Genomic DNA, 14,336 nt, shown 5'->3' with positions numbered 1-14,336 from the left:
AATTTCGCAAGATATTTACTTTTACAACGAAATTATCCATGTTTCGGATTAAGCGCTAATGATAGTGCATTCTGACAGCGCGGATCATGGGGAAAGATCACATCAGGCTGCAATTCCGCGATATGTTTGCCGTCCAGCGTGGGGATTTTTTGCGGACGGGCGAAAATGGTGAAGCCTTTCATCAGCAGCGTGTCGCAAATGCGGTTGTCATCATCAACGGCGATAGCGACGATGGCGCGCGGTTGAAAGCGTCCGGCGGAGCGGCCGACCCCCACCCGACCCTGCTGGCACAGGCTGTCGAAAGCGCGATTGAAACGGCGGATCTGCCAGCCGCCAAAGGCCATTTGGGTAAGCCAGGCGATGGCGGCGATGGTGATTAATGCGGTAACCATAGGTATCTCCTTAAGGGGGGCGGGAACAACCCGGGTCGTGGCGCGAGCGCCTAACCCGAGCGATCCGCGGTGCCTTTTCGTCGGGTAGCGGCTAACGCCTTACCCGACCTACAGTTTTGTAGCCCGGATAAGCGCGGCGCCATCCGGGATCCCTTTAAAACATCACCTGACCGCCGGTAACGTTGATCGACTGACCGGTGCAGTACGACGCCTGCGGGCTGGCGTAAAACATTAATACGTTCAGCACATCCTGATATTCGCAACCGCGCTTCAGGGGCACCTTGTCGATGTAGTACTGCTCGACCTCGCTCTCATCGATACCGAGCTTGGTGGCGTACTGCGGCAGCAGCGACTGGAACATCGGCGACTTCAGCAGATTGCCGAGCATCAGTGAGTGTACGGTAATGCCGTATTCCGCCAGATCCAGCGCCAGCGACTGGGTCAGCCCGACGCCGCCGAACTTCGCCGCGCTGTAGCCGGAGTTGTGCTTGCTGCCGACTTTGCCGGATTTCGAGTTGATCTGAATGATGCGTCCCTTAATGCCGTCGCGGATCATCAACCGCGAGAACTCGCGGGCGCAGAGGAAGTAGCCCACCAGATTGACCTGTAGCGAGCGGTCGAAATCCCCCAGCGCAAAGTCGCTAATAAACGCCGCTTTGGCGATGCCGGCGCTGTACACCAGCAAGTCGACGCGCGAGAAAATCTCATCCACCCCATGGGCCAGCGCGGTGACGCTGGCCTCGCTGGTGGCGTCGGCGCCGAAGCCATACGCCATGCCTTCGCCATATTCAGCGTTAATCTCCTGGGCGACGCGGCTGGCTTTTTCGCTCTGAATATCGACCACCGCCACGCGGTAGCCCTCGGCGGCCAGCCCGCGGCACAGAAACTCTCCTAAGGTTTGCCCACCGCCAATGACAACAGCAACCTGATTCATCTTTCTCTCCTGTTAAGCAACAAATTTCAGTACGCAGCCGGGCGCAATGGCGTCCGGCACCGGGCCCGCCACGTGGACGGTCCCCGGAAACTCCGCGTCGCGATGGCCGTCAAAGCGCAGGGTGATATGGCCCAGCTCGCGCAGATTTTGCTCGGCAACGTCGCCGACGGCGGTCACCGGGTAGCGCAGCTCGCCAAGCTGCAGCTCTGCACCCGGCTGCAGCGAACCGGCAAGCTCGCCGTGGTTGTGAATAAAGCAATATGCTTCGATATCCGCCGGGGCGCCCTCGCGGAAGGTGATCAGCATTTGCTCTTCCAGCGCCATCGCCGCGCAGGCGCCGATGTGCGTAATGGTGGTCTGGTAAATCACGGTCATGTTCTGGCCCCTCTTACTGGTAAATAAATCCGGAAACGAACCACGCGATCAGTACCGTTGGCGCGCCGGTCAAAAAGCGGCTGACCAGCACCGACGGCACGCCGACGCGCACGGTATCCTGGCGAGCTTCGGCCAGCGACAGGCCAACCGGGATAAAATCGCAGGCGGCCTGGGCGTTAATGGCGAACAGCGCCGGCAGGGCGAGGTGCGGCGGAATATTGCCGAGGCCGATCTGCACGCCGATCAGTACGCCAATCACCTGGGCGATAACCGCGCCGGGGCCGAGAAACGGCGACAGCAGCGGGAAGGAGCAGATCAGCGCCAGGGTCACCAGACCCAGCGGATGGCTGGCGAGCGGCGCCAGGCCATGGGCGATCCAATCGCCGATGCCGGAGGCCATGATGATGCCGATCAGCGCCGAGACGAAGGCCATAAACGGCAGGATCGTCTTCAGCACCGTATCGATGGTGTCGCGTCCGGCCTGGAACAGCACCGCCACCACCGAGCCCATCCCCATCCCGACCTTCGCCAGTAGGCCATCGCTCTGTTCAGTGATCTTTTTGCTGGCGTCGTAGTCGCGACCCGCGCGGTTGTTCTCCGCCGGTGGCTCGGGAGCTATCGTGCCGCCGGTCGCGATGCGCTGAATGTTCTCCTCCTTGACGCCGGAGACGTAGATATCTTCTGTGATGTACTGGGCCAGCGGCCCCGATTTGCCGGTGGCATGGATATTCACCGTCGGGATGCGGCGCTTGGGATAGAGCCCGCAGCGCAGGGTGCCTCCGCAGTCGATAATCGCCACGCCGATGTCGCTTTCCGCCGGTTCGCCCTCTTTAAAACCGTCCACCGCCTGCCAGCCGGTCAGGCTGGCGATGCTGTCAACGATCGCCGGGCGGGTGCCGGCGGTGATATAGACGATCTTTTTGCCCTCGACGACGTCGAGTTCAAGGGGGCCGCCCCAGCCGCCGGTGCCTTTCTCAATACGAATCCGGGTCATGATGTCGCTCCTGACAGATGCACTTTCTGAGCCAGCTGAATCGCCATTTTTCGCTCGAAAATCGAGGTGGTCAGGTCGGTAACCCAGCCGCGGAAGAAGTTGGTCACCAGCCCGACCAGCAGATAGCTCACCGCCAGCGGACCGAGCGGCAGGCCGAGGGTGGTGAGGCCGTTGGCGATGCCGAGATAGACGAACAGTTCGCCGGGGTTGATATGCGGAAACAGACCGTTCATTGAGTGGCAGCTATAGGACGCCGCCGCGTAATAGCTGGGCTTGTACTTCTCTGGCATAAAGCGGCCCAGGCTCAGGGTCATCGGGTTACAAAACACAAAGGTACCGATGCAGGGCAACAGCAGGTAGCGGGAGATCGGGTTCCCGGCGCAGCGCTGCGCCAGTTTTTCGATCCGCTGCTGGCCAATAAAGTTGATCAGCGCGTTCATGATCACCAGCAGACTGATCAGCAAGGGGAGGATCCCGGTCACCATGCCGGTAAACACCTCGCCGCCTTTCTGAAACAGGCCGATAAACCACTCCGCGCCGTGGGTCACGACGTCAATCATTGTTCTCTCCTTCAGCATGTTATTTTTCTTGCTAACTGCAGGCTGATTTTAATCATTTTGAAAGGTTTTAAAGTGTTAAATGGATCGCAAAATGAAAGATAAATATTTTATTTTGAAAGATTGGCGCTAAGAGGATGAAATAACGAGGGGCATGACAGCATGCAGGGAAGGGGGCGGTGAAGGACTATTTTGTCTACAAACGGATTGTCGCTTTCTTGTTGGTCGTCGCATGCTTTACCATAATTATCCCTTGCTGAATTTGTTAAACGGAATTCCCATGTTGAAGCGTCGCTCTCTGGCTTTACTTCCCCTTTGTGTGCTCCTCGCTGCCTGCAGCAGCAAACCCAAGACTCCCGCGGAAACGGAGATGGCGAGTGGAACCGGCGGCTTTTTGCTGGAACCGCAGCATAACGTGATGCAGATGGGCGGCGACTTCGCCAACAACCCGGCGGCGGCGCAGTTCATCGATAAGATGGTGGCGAAGCACGGCTTCGACAGGCAGCAGCTGCAGGAGATCCTGTCGCAGGCGAAGCGTCTGGACTACGTTCTGCGGCTGATGGATCGTCAGGCGCCGACCGGCCTGCCGCCGACCGGGCCAACCGGCGCCTGGCTGCGCTACAAGAAACAGTTTATTACCCCGGATAACGTGCAGAACGGCGTGGTGTTCTGGAATCAGTATCAGGACGCGCTCAACCGCGCTTATCAGGTCTACGGCGTGCCGCCGGAAATCATTGTCGGTATTATCGGCGTGGAGACCCGTTGGGGCCGGGTGATGGGCAAAACCCGCATCCTCGACGCGCTGGCGACCCTGTCGTTTAGCTATCCGCGCCGCGCCGAATACTTCTCCTCCGAGCTGGAAACCTTCCTGCTGATGGCGCGCAGCGAAAGCGACGACCCGCTGGATCTGAAAGGCTCTTTCGCCGGGGCGATGGGGTACGGCCAGTTTATGCCGTCGTCCTATAAGCAATACGCGGTGGACTTTAACGGCGACGGCCATATCAACCTGTGGGACCCGGTGGATGCTATCGGCAGCGTGGCCAACTACTTCAAACAGCACGGCTGGGTGAGCGGCGATCTGGTGGCGGTGCAGGCGCTGGGCCAGGCGCCGGGGCTGGAGAATGGTTTCAAAACCAAATACAGCGTGTCGCAGCTGGCGGCGGCGGGGCTAACCCCAACCCAGCCGCTGGGTAACCATCAGCAGGCCAGTCTGCTGCGCCTGGACGTCGGTACCGGCTATGAATACTGGTACGGGTTGCCGAACTTCTACACCATCACTCGCTACAATCACAGCACCCACTACGCCATGGCCGTCTGGCAGCTTGGCCTGGCGGTTTCTCAGGCCCGCGGCGGTTATTAATACTGTCATCCGGCTGACAGTATCCGAGCCTCCCCGGATAACGGCGCGTATCGCCTTATCCGGGCGACGGTCTGTTATCTGGTTGGTGGCCCCGTAAGCGCAGCGCGACCGGGGGATTTCCCGGAAAGGCCGCGCTTATCCTGCTGTTTCTTCCCGTCGGCATGCTTCCTGTCTACCTTTGTTACATTTCCGCTCACCGACGCTGATTTACAATCTAATTTCGCCTCTGTATTGTTATGTTATAACATTTAATAAGGGGGTAAGGATATGTTCGCATCGGTTTTTATGGCATCCGGCGCGGCGCGCCTGGCCATCGCTGGAACGCTGCTGGCGGCGCTATGGCTGGCGACCTGGTGGGCGGTGACGCTGCCATGATTGAACTGGAACAACTGGTAACCGGCTATGGCGGGGCGGCGATCACCCCTCCGCTGAGCGGGATGATATGTCCCGGCAGCCTGACGGCAATCGTTGGTCTCAATGGCTGCGGAAAATCGACCCTGCTGAAAACCCTCGCCGGGTTTCTTCCGCCGGTCAGCGGCCGCCTGCGCTGGCAGGGAAAGCGGCCGGTGATTGGCTGGCTGGCACAGCGCCATGCCCTCGAGTCACAGTTTCCTCTCAACGTGCAGGATGTGGTGAGTCAGGGCGCATGGCCCGGCGTGTCGCTGCTGCGCGGTCTGAGCGGCGATACCCGGCGACGCATCGGCGCGGTGCTGGAGCGGGTCGGGCTGGCGAGCCTGGCGAAAACCCCGATCGAAGCGCTCTCCGGCGGCCAGTTTCAGCGCATGCTGTTTGCCCGGGTGATGGTGCAGCGGGCGCCGCTGGTGATGCTCGACGAGCCCTTCACGGGTATCGATGAAGCGACCAGTCGCGAACTGATGGAGCTGATCCTCGACATGCACCGGCAGGGGCAAACCATCCTGGCGGTGCTGCATGATAACCAGCGGGTAGCCGACTTTTTTCCGGAGACGCTGCTTTTAACCCGCCAGCGCGCCTGCTGGGGTGCCACCCGGGCGGTTCTCCCGGCCTTCAGCCAGGCGAGGTCAGCATGATCTGGCACACCTTCTTTCAACCTTTTATTGAATTCGGCTTTATGCGCCGGGCGCTGGTGGTCTGCCTGGCGTTGTCGCTAAGCACCACCATGCTGGGCGTCTTCCTGTTGCTGCGGCGCATGAGCTTGATGGGCGACGCGCTGTCGCACGCCATTCTCCCCGGCGTGGCGGTGGGCTATCTGCTGAGCGGCATGTCGCTGCTGGCCATGACCGTGGGCGGCTTTGTCGCCGGCATCGCGGTCGCGCTGGTGGCGGGATGGGTGAGCCGGCGGACGCCGTTAAAAGAGGACGCCAGCTTTGCTGGATTTTATCTGGGATCGCTGGCGCTGGGCGTCACTCTGGTGTCGCTGCGCGGCTCCAGCGTCGACCTGCTGCATCTGCTGTTTGGCTCCATTCTGGCGGTGGATCGTGACGCGGCGCTGTTTGTCAGCGGCGTCGCCAGCCTGACGCTGTTGTGCATCGCGCTGTGCTACCGCGGTCTGGTCAGCGAGGCGTTCGACAGTGCCTGGCTGCAGGTGAATAACCGCCGGCTGCCCGCGGTGCTGCATGGGCTTTTTCTGGCGCTGCTGGTGCTTAACCTGGTGGCGGGATTTCAGGTGCTCGGCACGCTGATGGCGGTAGGGGTGATGATGCTTCCGGCGGTTGCCGCGCGCTGCTGGGCGCGAACGCTGCCGGGCATCCTGCTGCTGGCGGCGCTCTCCGGCGCGCTCTGCGCCTGGCTGGGTTTGAGTCTCTCCTGGGCGGCCAGTCTTCCCGCCGGGCCCGCCATCGTGCTGACCGCCAGCGCGCTGTTTTTTATTTCGCTGTTTTTTGGCACGCGCAGCCGACTGCTGGTCGGCTGGCGCAAATTGATGGGGTAAGGAAATGATGAAACGTAGTGCAATAGTGGTCGCGCTGGCCTTCGGCCTGATGGCGCAGGGGGCGATGGCGAAAACGCTGAATGTGGTAAGCAGTTTTTCAGTGCTGGGTGATATGGTGCAGCAGGTTGGCGGGGAGCATGTCCATGTGGATACCCTGGTCGGCCCGGATGGCGATCCGCACACCTTCGAGCCGTCGCCGAAGGATAGCGCGCTGCTCAGCAAGGCCGACGTGGTGGTGGTTAACGGCCTGGGACTGGAAGGCTGGCTGGATCGCCTGATTAAGGCCTCTGGTTTTAAGGGCGAGCTGGTAGTGGCGTCGAAGGGCGTCAAGACCCATACCCTCGATGAAGACGGCAAAACGGTGACCGATCCCCACGCCTGGAACAGCGCAGCGAACGGCGCATTGTATGCGCAGAATATCCTCGATGGTCTGGTGAAAGCCGACCCGGAAGATAAAGCGGCGTTGACCAGCAGCGGCAAGCGCTATATCGACCAGCTGACGGCCCTCGACGGCTGGGCGAAAGGGCAGTTCAGCGCCATTCCGCTGGCCAAGCGCAAGGTCCTGACCAGCCATGACGCTTTCGGCTATTTTGGCCGCGCTTATCACGTAACCTTCCTCGCGCCGCAGGGGCTCTCTTCAGAGAGCGAGGCCAGCGCGGCGCAGGTGGCGGCGCTGATTAAGCAAATCAACGCGGACGGCGTCCATACCTGGTTTATGGAGAACCAGCTTGACCCGCGGCTGGTGAAGCAGATTGCCAGCGCCACCGGCGCGCAGCCCGGCGGAGAACTCTATCCTGAGGCGCTCTCCGCCCCGGGGGGCGTCGCGGATAGCTATGTCAAAATGATGCGTCATAACGTGGCGCTGATCGCCGCCAGCATGAAGTAAGCGTGCGATTTCTCATCCCGGCGCCGCCGGGATGATTCATTTTGGATGTCCCCTCGTAAATTCCACACCTCGTCCCCATATCTCTGTGGAAAGTGCTATCTTTGATGGCCTCTTTATCCGGAGCAAAGCGGGGCGATAATGACCGATTCAGAATTAATGCAGCTAAGCGAGAAGGTCGGCCGGGCGCTGCAGGCGCAGGGCGCGACGGTGACCACGGCGGAATCCTGCACCGGTGGCTGGATAGCGAAAGCCATCACCGATATTGCCGGCAGCTCAGCGTGGTTTGAACGCGGTTTTGTGACTTACAGCAACGAGGCCAAATCGCAAATGATCGGCGTCAGCGAAGCGACGCTGCGGGACAACGGCGCGGTGAGCGAACCGGTGGTGGTGGAGATGGCGATCGGCGCGTTGCGCGCCGCGCGCGCGGACTATGCCATCTCGGTTAGCGGCGTCGCCGGGCCGGATGGCGGCAGCGACGAAAAGCCGGTCGGGACGGTGTGGTTTGGCGTCGCCAGCGTTAGCGGGCAAGGGGTGACGCGGCGGGAATGCTTTGCCGGAGACCGCGAAGCGGTACGTCGTCAGGCGACGGCCTACGCGCTCAATCTGCTCTGGCAACAATTTCTACAAAAGACTTGATACTGTATGACTATACAGTATAATTGCCTCAACTGAACAAATATTAACGGCGAAGCGAACACGCTTCACCCTGCATGATTAGGAGTAACAATGGCGATCGACGAAAACAAACAGAAAGCGTTGGCGGCTGCACTGGGCCAGATCGAAAAGCAATTCGGTAAAGGCTCCATCATGCGCCTGGGTGAAGACCGTTCTATGGACGTAGAAACCATCTCCACCGGCTCGCTTTCTCTGGATATCGCGCTGGGCGCCGGCGGTCTGCCAATGGGCCGTATCGTCGAGATCTACGGGCCGGAATCCTCCGGTAAAACCACCCTGACGCTGCAGGTTATCGCCGCAGCGCAGCGCGAAGGTAAAACGTGTGCGTTCATCGATGCGGAACACGCGCTGGATCCGGTCTATGCGCGCAAGCTGGGCGTGGATATCGACAACCTGCTGTGTTCTCAGCCGGATACCGGCGAGCAGGCGCTGGAAATCTGTGACGCGCTGGCGCGCTCCGGCGCGGTTGACGTTATCGTCGTCGACTCCGTCGCGGCGCTGACGCCGAAAGCGGAAATCGAAGGCGAAATCGGCGACTCTCACATGGGCCTCGCGGCGCGTATGATGAGCCAGGCGATGCGTAAACTGGCGGGTAACCTGAAGCAGTCCAACACGCTGCTGATCTTTATCAACCAGATCCGTATGAAAATCGGCGTGATGTTCGGTAACCCGGAAACCACCACCGGCGGTAATGCGCTGAAGTTCTACGCCTCCGTGCGTCTGGATATCCGTCGCATCGGCGCGGTGAAAGAGGGCGACAACGTCGTCGGTAGCGAAACCCGCGTCAAAGTGGTGAAGAACAAGATTGCGGCGCCGTTCAAACAGGCTGAATTCCAGATCCTCTACGGCGAAGGCATCAACTTCTTCGGCGAGCTGGTTGACCTTGGCGTGAAAGAGAAGCTGATTGAGAAAGCGGGCGCCTGGTACAGCTACAACGGCGACAAAATTGGTCAGGGCAAAGCGAACGCTATCACCTGGCTGAAAGAGAACCCGGCGGCGGCGAAAGAGATTGAGAAGAAAGTGCGCGAACTGCTGCTCAACAACCAGGACTCTACGCCGGACTTCGCCGTTGACGGCAACGATGCAGAAGAAACGGAACAAGATTTCTGATATCGTCTAACAGAGTGATAAAGGGCTGCTTATGCGGCCCTTTTGCTTTTCTTAGATTATTGAGGTGCCTGTGACTGAACCTTCATCACGCCGCTCCGGCTACGCCCGCCTGCTGGACCGCGCTATCCGCATTCTGGCGATGCGCGACCACAGCGAACAGGAGCTGCGTCGCAAACTGGCTGCTCCGGTAATGAGCAAAAATGGCCCCGAGGCGCTGGACGTCACCCCTGAAGAGCTGGAGCAGGTGGTTGCCTGGTGTATCGAAAACCGTTATCTCGACGATAATCGTTTTGTCGGCCAGTTCATCGCCAGCCGGAGCCGCAAAGGCTATGGCCCCGCGCGCATTCGTCAGGAGCTCAGCCAGAAAGGCATTGCGCGCCAGGCCGTGGAACAGGCGATGCGCGAATGCGACATCGACTGGGTGAGCCTTGCCAGGGCGCAGGCGCAGCGTAAATACGGTGAACCGTTACCCTCCGCCTTTGCTGAGAAAGTGAAAATCCAGAGATTCCTGCTGTACCGTGGCTACCTGATGGAAGATATCCAGGAAATCTGGCGAAATTTTGCAGATTGACCCATCCGGGATTTTACTTCGCCGTAAAGAAAACTTATCTTATTCCCACTTTATTCCGTCGGGCCGCTGGTTGTGACAGTGCAGGCAGCGTCCTGGGCGATTATTCCTTTACACAAAATCATTCAAGCTGCATCAGGGCGGCAAGAGAGACTATCTTCCGCAACGCACGTCAGTTCGGTGCCGGAAGAGCAAGCGCAGCCAGGACAGAGGCGACTTGAAGGATGACGTGTAGCTTGATTTCAGGATAATTATGAGCAAGAGCACCGCTGAGATCCGTCAGGCGTTTCTCGACTTTTTCCATAGCAAGGGACATCAGGTAGTTGCCAGCAGCTCCCTGGTCCCGCACAACGATCCGACCCTGCTGTTTACGAACGCAGGGATGAACCAGTTCAAGGATGTCTTCCTTGGTCTCGACAAACGTAATTATTCGCGTGCGACCACCGCGCAGCGTTGCGTGCGTGCGGGTGGTAAACACAACGATCTGGAAAACGTCGGTTACACCGCGCGTCACCACACCTTCTTTGAAATGCTGGGCAACTTTAGCTTCGGCGACTACTTCAAGCAGGATGCCATCAAATACGCGTGGGAGCTGCTGACCGGTGAGAACTGGTTCGCGCTGCCGAAAGAGAAGCTGTGGGTCACCGTTTACGAGACCGATGACGAAGCATTCGACATCTGGGCCAATGAAGTAGGCGTCCCGCGCGAGCGAATCATCCGCATCGGCGACAACAAAGGCGCGCCGTTTGCTTCAGACAACTTCTGGCAGATGGGCGACACCGGTCCGTGCGGTCCGTGCACCGAGATTTTCTTCGACCATGGCGATCACATCTGGGGCGGCCCTCCGGGAAGTCCGGAAGAAGACGGCGACCGCTACATTGAGATCTGGAACATCGTCTTCATGCAGTTCAACCGTCAGGCTGACGGTACCATGGAGCCGCTGCCGAAGCCGTCCGTCGACACCGGTATGGGCCTGGAGCGTATTGCCGCGGTGCTGCAGCACGTTAACTCAAACTATGACATCGACCTGTTCCGCGATCTGATCGCCAGCGTGGCGAAAGTCACCGGCGCCACCGATCTGACGAACAAGTCGCTGCGCGTTATTGCCGACCACATTCGTTCCTGCGCCTTCCTGATCGCTGACGGCGTAATCCCGTCGAATGAAAACCGCGGCTACGTGCTGCGCCGCATCATTCGCCGCGCGATCCGTCACGGCAACATGCTGGGCGCGAAGGATACCTTCTTCTGGAAACTGGTTGCCCCGCTGATCGCCGTGATGGGCTCCGCCGGCGAAGAACTGAAGCAGCAGCAGGCTCAGGTTGAGCAGGTGCTGAAAACCGAAGAAGAGCAGTTCGCCCGTACTCTGGAGCGCGGACTGGCGCTGCTGGATGAAGAGCTGTCGAAGCTGAAAGGCGACACCCTGGATGGCGAAACCGCCTTCCGTCTGTACGACACCTACGGCTTCCCGGTCGACCTGACCGCGGACGTCTGCCGCGAGCGCAACATCAAGGTTGACGAAGCCGGCTTTGAGGCCGCCATGGAAGAGCAGCGCCGTCGCGCGCGCGAGTCCAGCGGTTTCGGCGCTGACTATAACGCGATGATCCGCGTTGACGGCGCCTCTGAATTTAAAGGTTACGATCATCTGGAGCTGAACGGCAAAGTGACTGCGCTGTTCATCGATGGCAAAGCGGTGGATAGCGTCAGCGCGGGTCAGGAAGCGGTAGTGATCCTCGACCAGACCCCGTTCTATGCGGAGTCCGGCGGCCAGGTGGGCGATAAAGGCGAACTGAAAGGCACGGGCTTCTCCTTCGCGGTCAGCGACACGCAGAAGTACGGCCAGGCCATTGGTCATATCGGTAAAGTCGCCAGCGGCTCCCTGAAAGTGGGCGACGCGGTGCAGGCCGATGTGGACGAGGCTCGCCGTCAGCGTATCCGCCTGAACCACTCCGCGACGCACCTGATGCACGCGGCGCTGCGCCAGGTGCTCGGCACCCATGTGGCGCAGAAAGGCTCGCTGGTCAACGATAAAGCGCTGCGCTTTGACTTCTCGCATTTCGAAGCGATGAAGCCGGAAGAGATTCGTGCAGTGGAAGATCTGGTCAACGCGCAGATCCGTCGTAACCTGGCTATCGAAACCAACATTATGGATATCGATGCCGCGCGCGCATCCGGCGCCATGGCGCTGTTCGGCGAGAAATACGATGACCGCGTCCGCGTGCTGCGGATGGGCGACTTCTCCACCGAACTGTGCGGCGGGACTCACGCGGCGCGTACCGGTGATATCGGCCTGTTCCGTATCACGTCTGAGTCCGGTACCGCCGCTGGCGTGCGCCGTATCGAAGCGGTGACCGGTGAGGGCGCGATGGCCATGCTGCACGCGCAGAGCGATCAGCTCAGCGATATCGCACAGCTGCTGAAGGGCGACAGCCACAATCTCGGCGAGAAAGTTCGCGCCGCGCTGGAGCGTACCCGTCAGCTGGAAAAAGAGCTGCAGCAGCTGAAAGAGCAGGCTGCGGCGCAGGAGAGCGCAAACCTCTCCAGCAAAGCGGAAGAGATTAACGGCGTTAAGCTGCTGGTCAGCGAGCTGGCCGGCGTGGAGCCGAAGATGCTGCGCACCATGGTTGACGATCTGAAGAACCAGCTGGGTTCGACGGTTGTGGTGTTGGCTACGGTCGCAGACGGTAAAGTTTCCCTGATTGCCGGTGTGTCTAAGGATGTGACAGATCGCGTCAAGGCTGGGGAGCTGGTTGGTATGGTCGCTCAGCAGGTGGGCGGTAAAGGGGGCGGTCGTCCGGATATGGCGCAGGCCGGTGGTACCGATGCGTCTGCTCTCCCTGCAGCGTTAGCCAGTGTGAAAGGCTGGGTCAGCGCAAAACTGTAATAACTATAAACGCATATACCCTAAATAATTCGAGTTGCAGGAAGGCGGCGACACAGCGAATCCCCAGGAGCTTACTCAAGTAAGTGACTGGGGTGAGCGAGGAAAACCAACACACATGCAACTTGAAGTATGGCGGGTTTAGGTGCCGTAACCTCAGGGAAATGGCACCTTGCGCGAGAAACACCGATAACGATAAAGTCGGGTTGAAATTGTGTATATCGGCTAAACTTAGGTTTAACAGAATGTGATGCCATGACTGCTTATACCGTAAGGTATTTGTCATTGCTTACTTTTTGGCGTTATATGATGGATAATGCCGGGATACGAGAGACCCGACTCTTTTAATCTTTCAAGGAGCAAAGAATGCTGATTCTGACTCGTCGAGTTGGTGAGACCCTCATGATTGGAGATGAGGTCACTGTGACAGTTTTAGGGGTGAAGGGTAACCAGGTTCGTATTGGCGTAAACGCCCCTAAAGAAGTATCTGTACACCGTGAAGAGATCTACCAGCGTATTCAGGCTGAAAAATCCCAGCAGTCCAGTTACTAAGGTTTCCGCGCCTCGCTGTTCAGTGAGGCGCATCACTTATCGCCGCTTTTTCCCTTTTTCTGTTTCTTCCCCCTGCGCCATACCGCTTTTCATTACCCTTTGCCGCTTTGGTTGTTTGACATTATGCCAGCGTCAGGGCTGATTTCCTGTTGATAAATTGCCCTTTTTGCCGTTTTTGCACGCGAATTGCGTGCGAAGTGTGCAAACGAAAAAAGGTCTCGAAAAAGTGTTTGACTTATAAGTACCAGAAAGTAATATGTGCGCCATCGCAGCGACGAAGAGCAGAAACAAGTTCTTCGAAGCACTCGAAAGAGGCGTGTGTGGTGAGGTGGCCGAGAGGCTGAAGGCGCTCCCCTGCTAAGGGAGTATGCGGTCAAAAGCTGCATCCGGGGTTCGAATCCCCGCCTCACCGCCATTTTGCATCCGTAGCTCAGCTGGATAGAGTACTCGGCTACGAACCGAGCGGTCGGAGGTTCGAATCCTCCCGGATGCACCATCTTCTTTCTGAATTAAGAGAGAAGCGCGCTGTGAAAGCAGCGGCCCGCAGTGCGAGGCATAATCGAGTCACTCTACCGATTAGACCGTCATACTCAGTGTGGCATGTGTTAGTTGTGACACTGACGCGTAGTAAAGCAAGTTTCCCGATGCATCCGTAGCTCAGCTGGATAGAGTACTCGGCTACGAACCGAGCGGTCGGAGGTTCGAATCCTCCCGGATGCACCATTCTTTAACAAGAATGGCAAATCGCGAAATTTGATATCAGAATTACAGCAGTAATCCCGATGCATCCGTAGCTCAGCTGGATAGAGTACTCGGCTACGAACCGAGCGGTCGGAGGTTCGAATCCTCCCGGATGCACCATATTCTCCTTAGTAATAGCAACATTGTTGTTATCTGGTTTGCGAAACCATCGTAAGTGCCAGGAGAGTAACCCCGCAGTAAAATAGCTTTCCCGATGCATCCGTAGCTCAGCTGGATAGAGTACTCGGCTACGAACCGAGCGGTCGGAGGTTCGAATCCTCCCGGATGCACCATATTCTCCTTAATAACAGCGACGATGTTGTTTTATGGTCTGCGAAATCATCGCCAGCACCAGGGAGGATAACGTTGCGTAAGCAACGGCCCGAAGGGTGAGGCGAAGCCGAA

The 14,336-nt window shown here is 58.6% G+C and carries 14 protein-coding genes and 5 tRNA genes; 14 read left to right on the top strand and 5 right to left on the bottom strand.

Translation table 11 applies throughout. The features are described 5' to 3' along the window. Positions 1–32 precede the first annotated feature (32 nt). The 5 genes from gutM to srlA form a co-directional block, all read right to left on the bottom strand. Positions 33–392: a transcriptional regulator GutM gene (gutM, locus tag ACQUTI_RS14160; RefSeq protein WP_043521291.1), complete on the bottom strand. Its 360-nt coding sequence runs from the start codon at positions 390–392 to the stop codon at positions 33–35. Between the two features lie 154 nt (positions 393–546). Then, positions 547–1,326 (bottom strand): sorbitol-6-phosphate dehydrogenase, encoded by a 780-nt coding sequence (gene srlD, locus ACQUTI_RS14155; protein ID WP_002914815.1) that lies wholly within the window; start codon positions 1,324–1,326, stop codon positions 547–549. A gap of 12 nt (positions 1,327–1,338) precedes the next feature. Further along, complete coding sequence (srlB, locus tag ACQUTI_RS14150) at positions 1,339–1,701, bottom strand: PTS glucitol/sorbitol transporter subunit IIA (RefSeq protein WP_004205674.1); 363 nt, start codon at positions 1,699–1,701, stop codon at positions 1,339–1,341. A 13-nt stretch (positions 1,702–1,714) separates the two neighbouring features. Next, positions 1,715–2,695 carry a PTS glucitol/sorbitol transporter subunit IIB gene (srlE, locus tag ACQUTI_RS14145; RefSeq protein WP_108450897.1) on the bottom strand — a complete coding sequence of 327 codons (981 nt, stop codon included), beginning with the start codon at positions 2,693–2,695 and terminating at the stop codon, positions 1,715–1,717. Next, the gene (gene srlA / locus ACQUTI_RS14140; RefSeq protein WP_004205677.1) at positions 2,692–3,255 is read right to left on the bottom strand and encodes a PTS glucitol/sorbitol transporter subunit IIC; all 564 of its coding nucleotides are present in this window, start codon (positions 3,253–3,255) and stop codon (positions 2,692–2,694) included. The genes srlE and srlA overlap by 4 nt, the downstream gene beginning before the upstream one ends. A gap of 277 nt (positions 3,256–3,532) precedes the next feature. Between srlA and mltB the strand changes: the two genes are divergently transcribed. The 14 genes from mltB to ACQUTI_RS14070 all read left to right on the top strand — a co-directional run bounded on the left by mltB (position 3,533) and on the right by ACQUTI_RS14070 (position 14,224). Beyond that, complete coding sequence (gene mltB, locus ACQUTI_RS14135) at positions 3,533–4,612, top strand: lytic murein transglycosylase B (protein ID WP_043521292.1); 1,080 nt, start codon at positions 3,533–3,535, stop codon at positions 4,610–4,612. 338 nt (positions 4,613–4,950) lie between these two features. Then, a complete protein-coding gene (locus tag ACQUTI_RS14130) occupies positions 4,951–5,661 on the top strand; it encodes a metal ABC transporter ATP-binding protein (RefSeq protein ID WP_072140381.1) in 711 nt (236 codons plus the stop codon). Further along, positions 5,658–6,521, top strand: a complete 864-nt coding sequence (locus ACQUTI_RS14125) for a metal ABC transporter permease (protein ID WP_004205682.1) — start codon at positions 5,658–5,660, stop codon at positions 6,519–6,521. Before ACQUTI_RS14130 ends, ACQUTI_RS14125 begins: the two co-directional genes overlap by 4 nt. Positions 6,522–6,528: 7 nt before the next feature. Next, positions 6,529–7,407, top strand: coding sequence for a metal ABC transporter substrate-binding protein (locus tag ACQUTI_RS14120; protein ID WP_004205683.1), 879 nt, complete (start codon positions 6,529–6,531; stop codon positions 7,405–7,407). Positions 7,408–7,545: 138 nt separating this feature from the next. Then, on the top strand, positions 7,546–8,043 hold the full coding sequence (gene pncC, locus ACQUTI_RS14115; RefSeq protein WP_004205685.1) for a nicotinamide-nucleotide amidase: 498 nt from the start codon (positions 7,546–7,548) through the stop codon (positions 8,041–8,043). 90 nt (positions 8,044–8,133) lie between these two features. After that, complete coding sequence (recA, locus tag ACQUTI_RS14110; RefSeq protein ID WP_004205686.1) at positions 8,134–9,192, top strand: recombinase RecA; 1,059 nt, start codon at positions 8,134–8,136, stop codon at positions 9,190–9,192. 70 nt (positions 9,193–9,262) lie between these two features. Further along, positions 9,263–9,763 carry a recombination regulator RecX gene (recX, locus tag ACQUTI_RS14105; protein ID WP_004205687.1) on the top strand — a complete coding sequence of 167 codons (501 nt, stop codon included), beginning with the start codon at positions 9,263–9,265 and terminating at the stop codon, positions 9,761–9,763. 250 nt (positions 9,764–10,013) lie between these two features. Continuing rightward, complete coding sequence (gene alaS / locus ACQUTI_RS14100) at positions 10,014–12,641, top strand: alanine--tRNA ligase (RefSeq protein ID WP_004205688.1); 2,628 nt, start codon at positions 10,014–10,016, stop codon at positions 12,639–12,641. Between the two features lie 363 nt (positions 12,642–13,004). Next, positions 13,005–13,190 carry a carbon storage regulator CsrA gene (gene csrA, locus ACQUTI_RS14095; RefSeq protein ID WP_000906486.1) on the top strand — a complete coding sequence of 62 codons (186 nt, stop codon included), beginning with the start codon at positions 13,005–13,007 and terminating at the stop codon, positions 13,188–13,190. 322 nt (positions 13,191–13,512) lie between these two features. After that, positions 13,513–13,605 (top strand) — tRNA-Ser (locus ACQUTI_RS14090). 4 nt (positions 13,606–13,609) lie between these two features. Continuing rightward, positions 13,610–13,686, top strand: a tRNA-Arg gene (locus tag ACQUTI_RS14085). Between the two features lie 150 nt (positions 13,687–13,836). Beyond that, positions 13,837–13,913: transfer RNA gene (locus ACQUTI_RS14080), tRNA-Arg, on the top strand. Positions 13,914–13,974: 61 nt separating this feature from the next. Next, positions 13,975–14,051: transfer RNA gene (locus tag ACQUTI_RS14075), tRNA-Arg, on the top strand. A 96-nt stretch (positions 14,052–14,147) separates the two neighbouring features. Next, positions 14,148–14,224 (top strand) — tRNA-Arg (locus ACQUTI_RS14070). Positions 14,225–14,336: the final 112 nt, after the last annotated feature.

Origin of the sequence: Klebsiella sp. 7-CIP_Kleb., assembly GCF_050378655.1 — a bacterium.
GTDB classification, from domain to species: domain Bacteria; phylum Pseudomonadota; class Gammaproteobacteria; order Enterobacterales; family Enterobacteriaceae; genus Klebsiella; species Klebsiella quasipneumoniae.
This window is presented reverse-complemented; position numbering and strand designations above follow the sequence as displayed.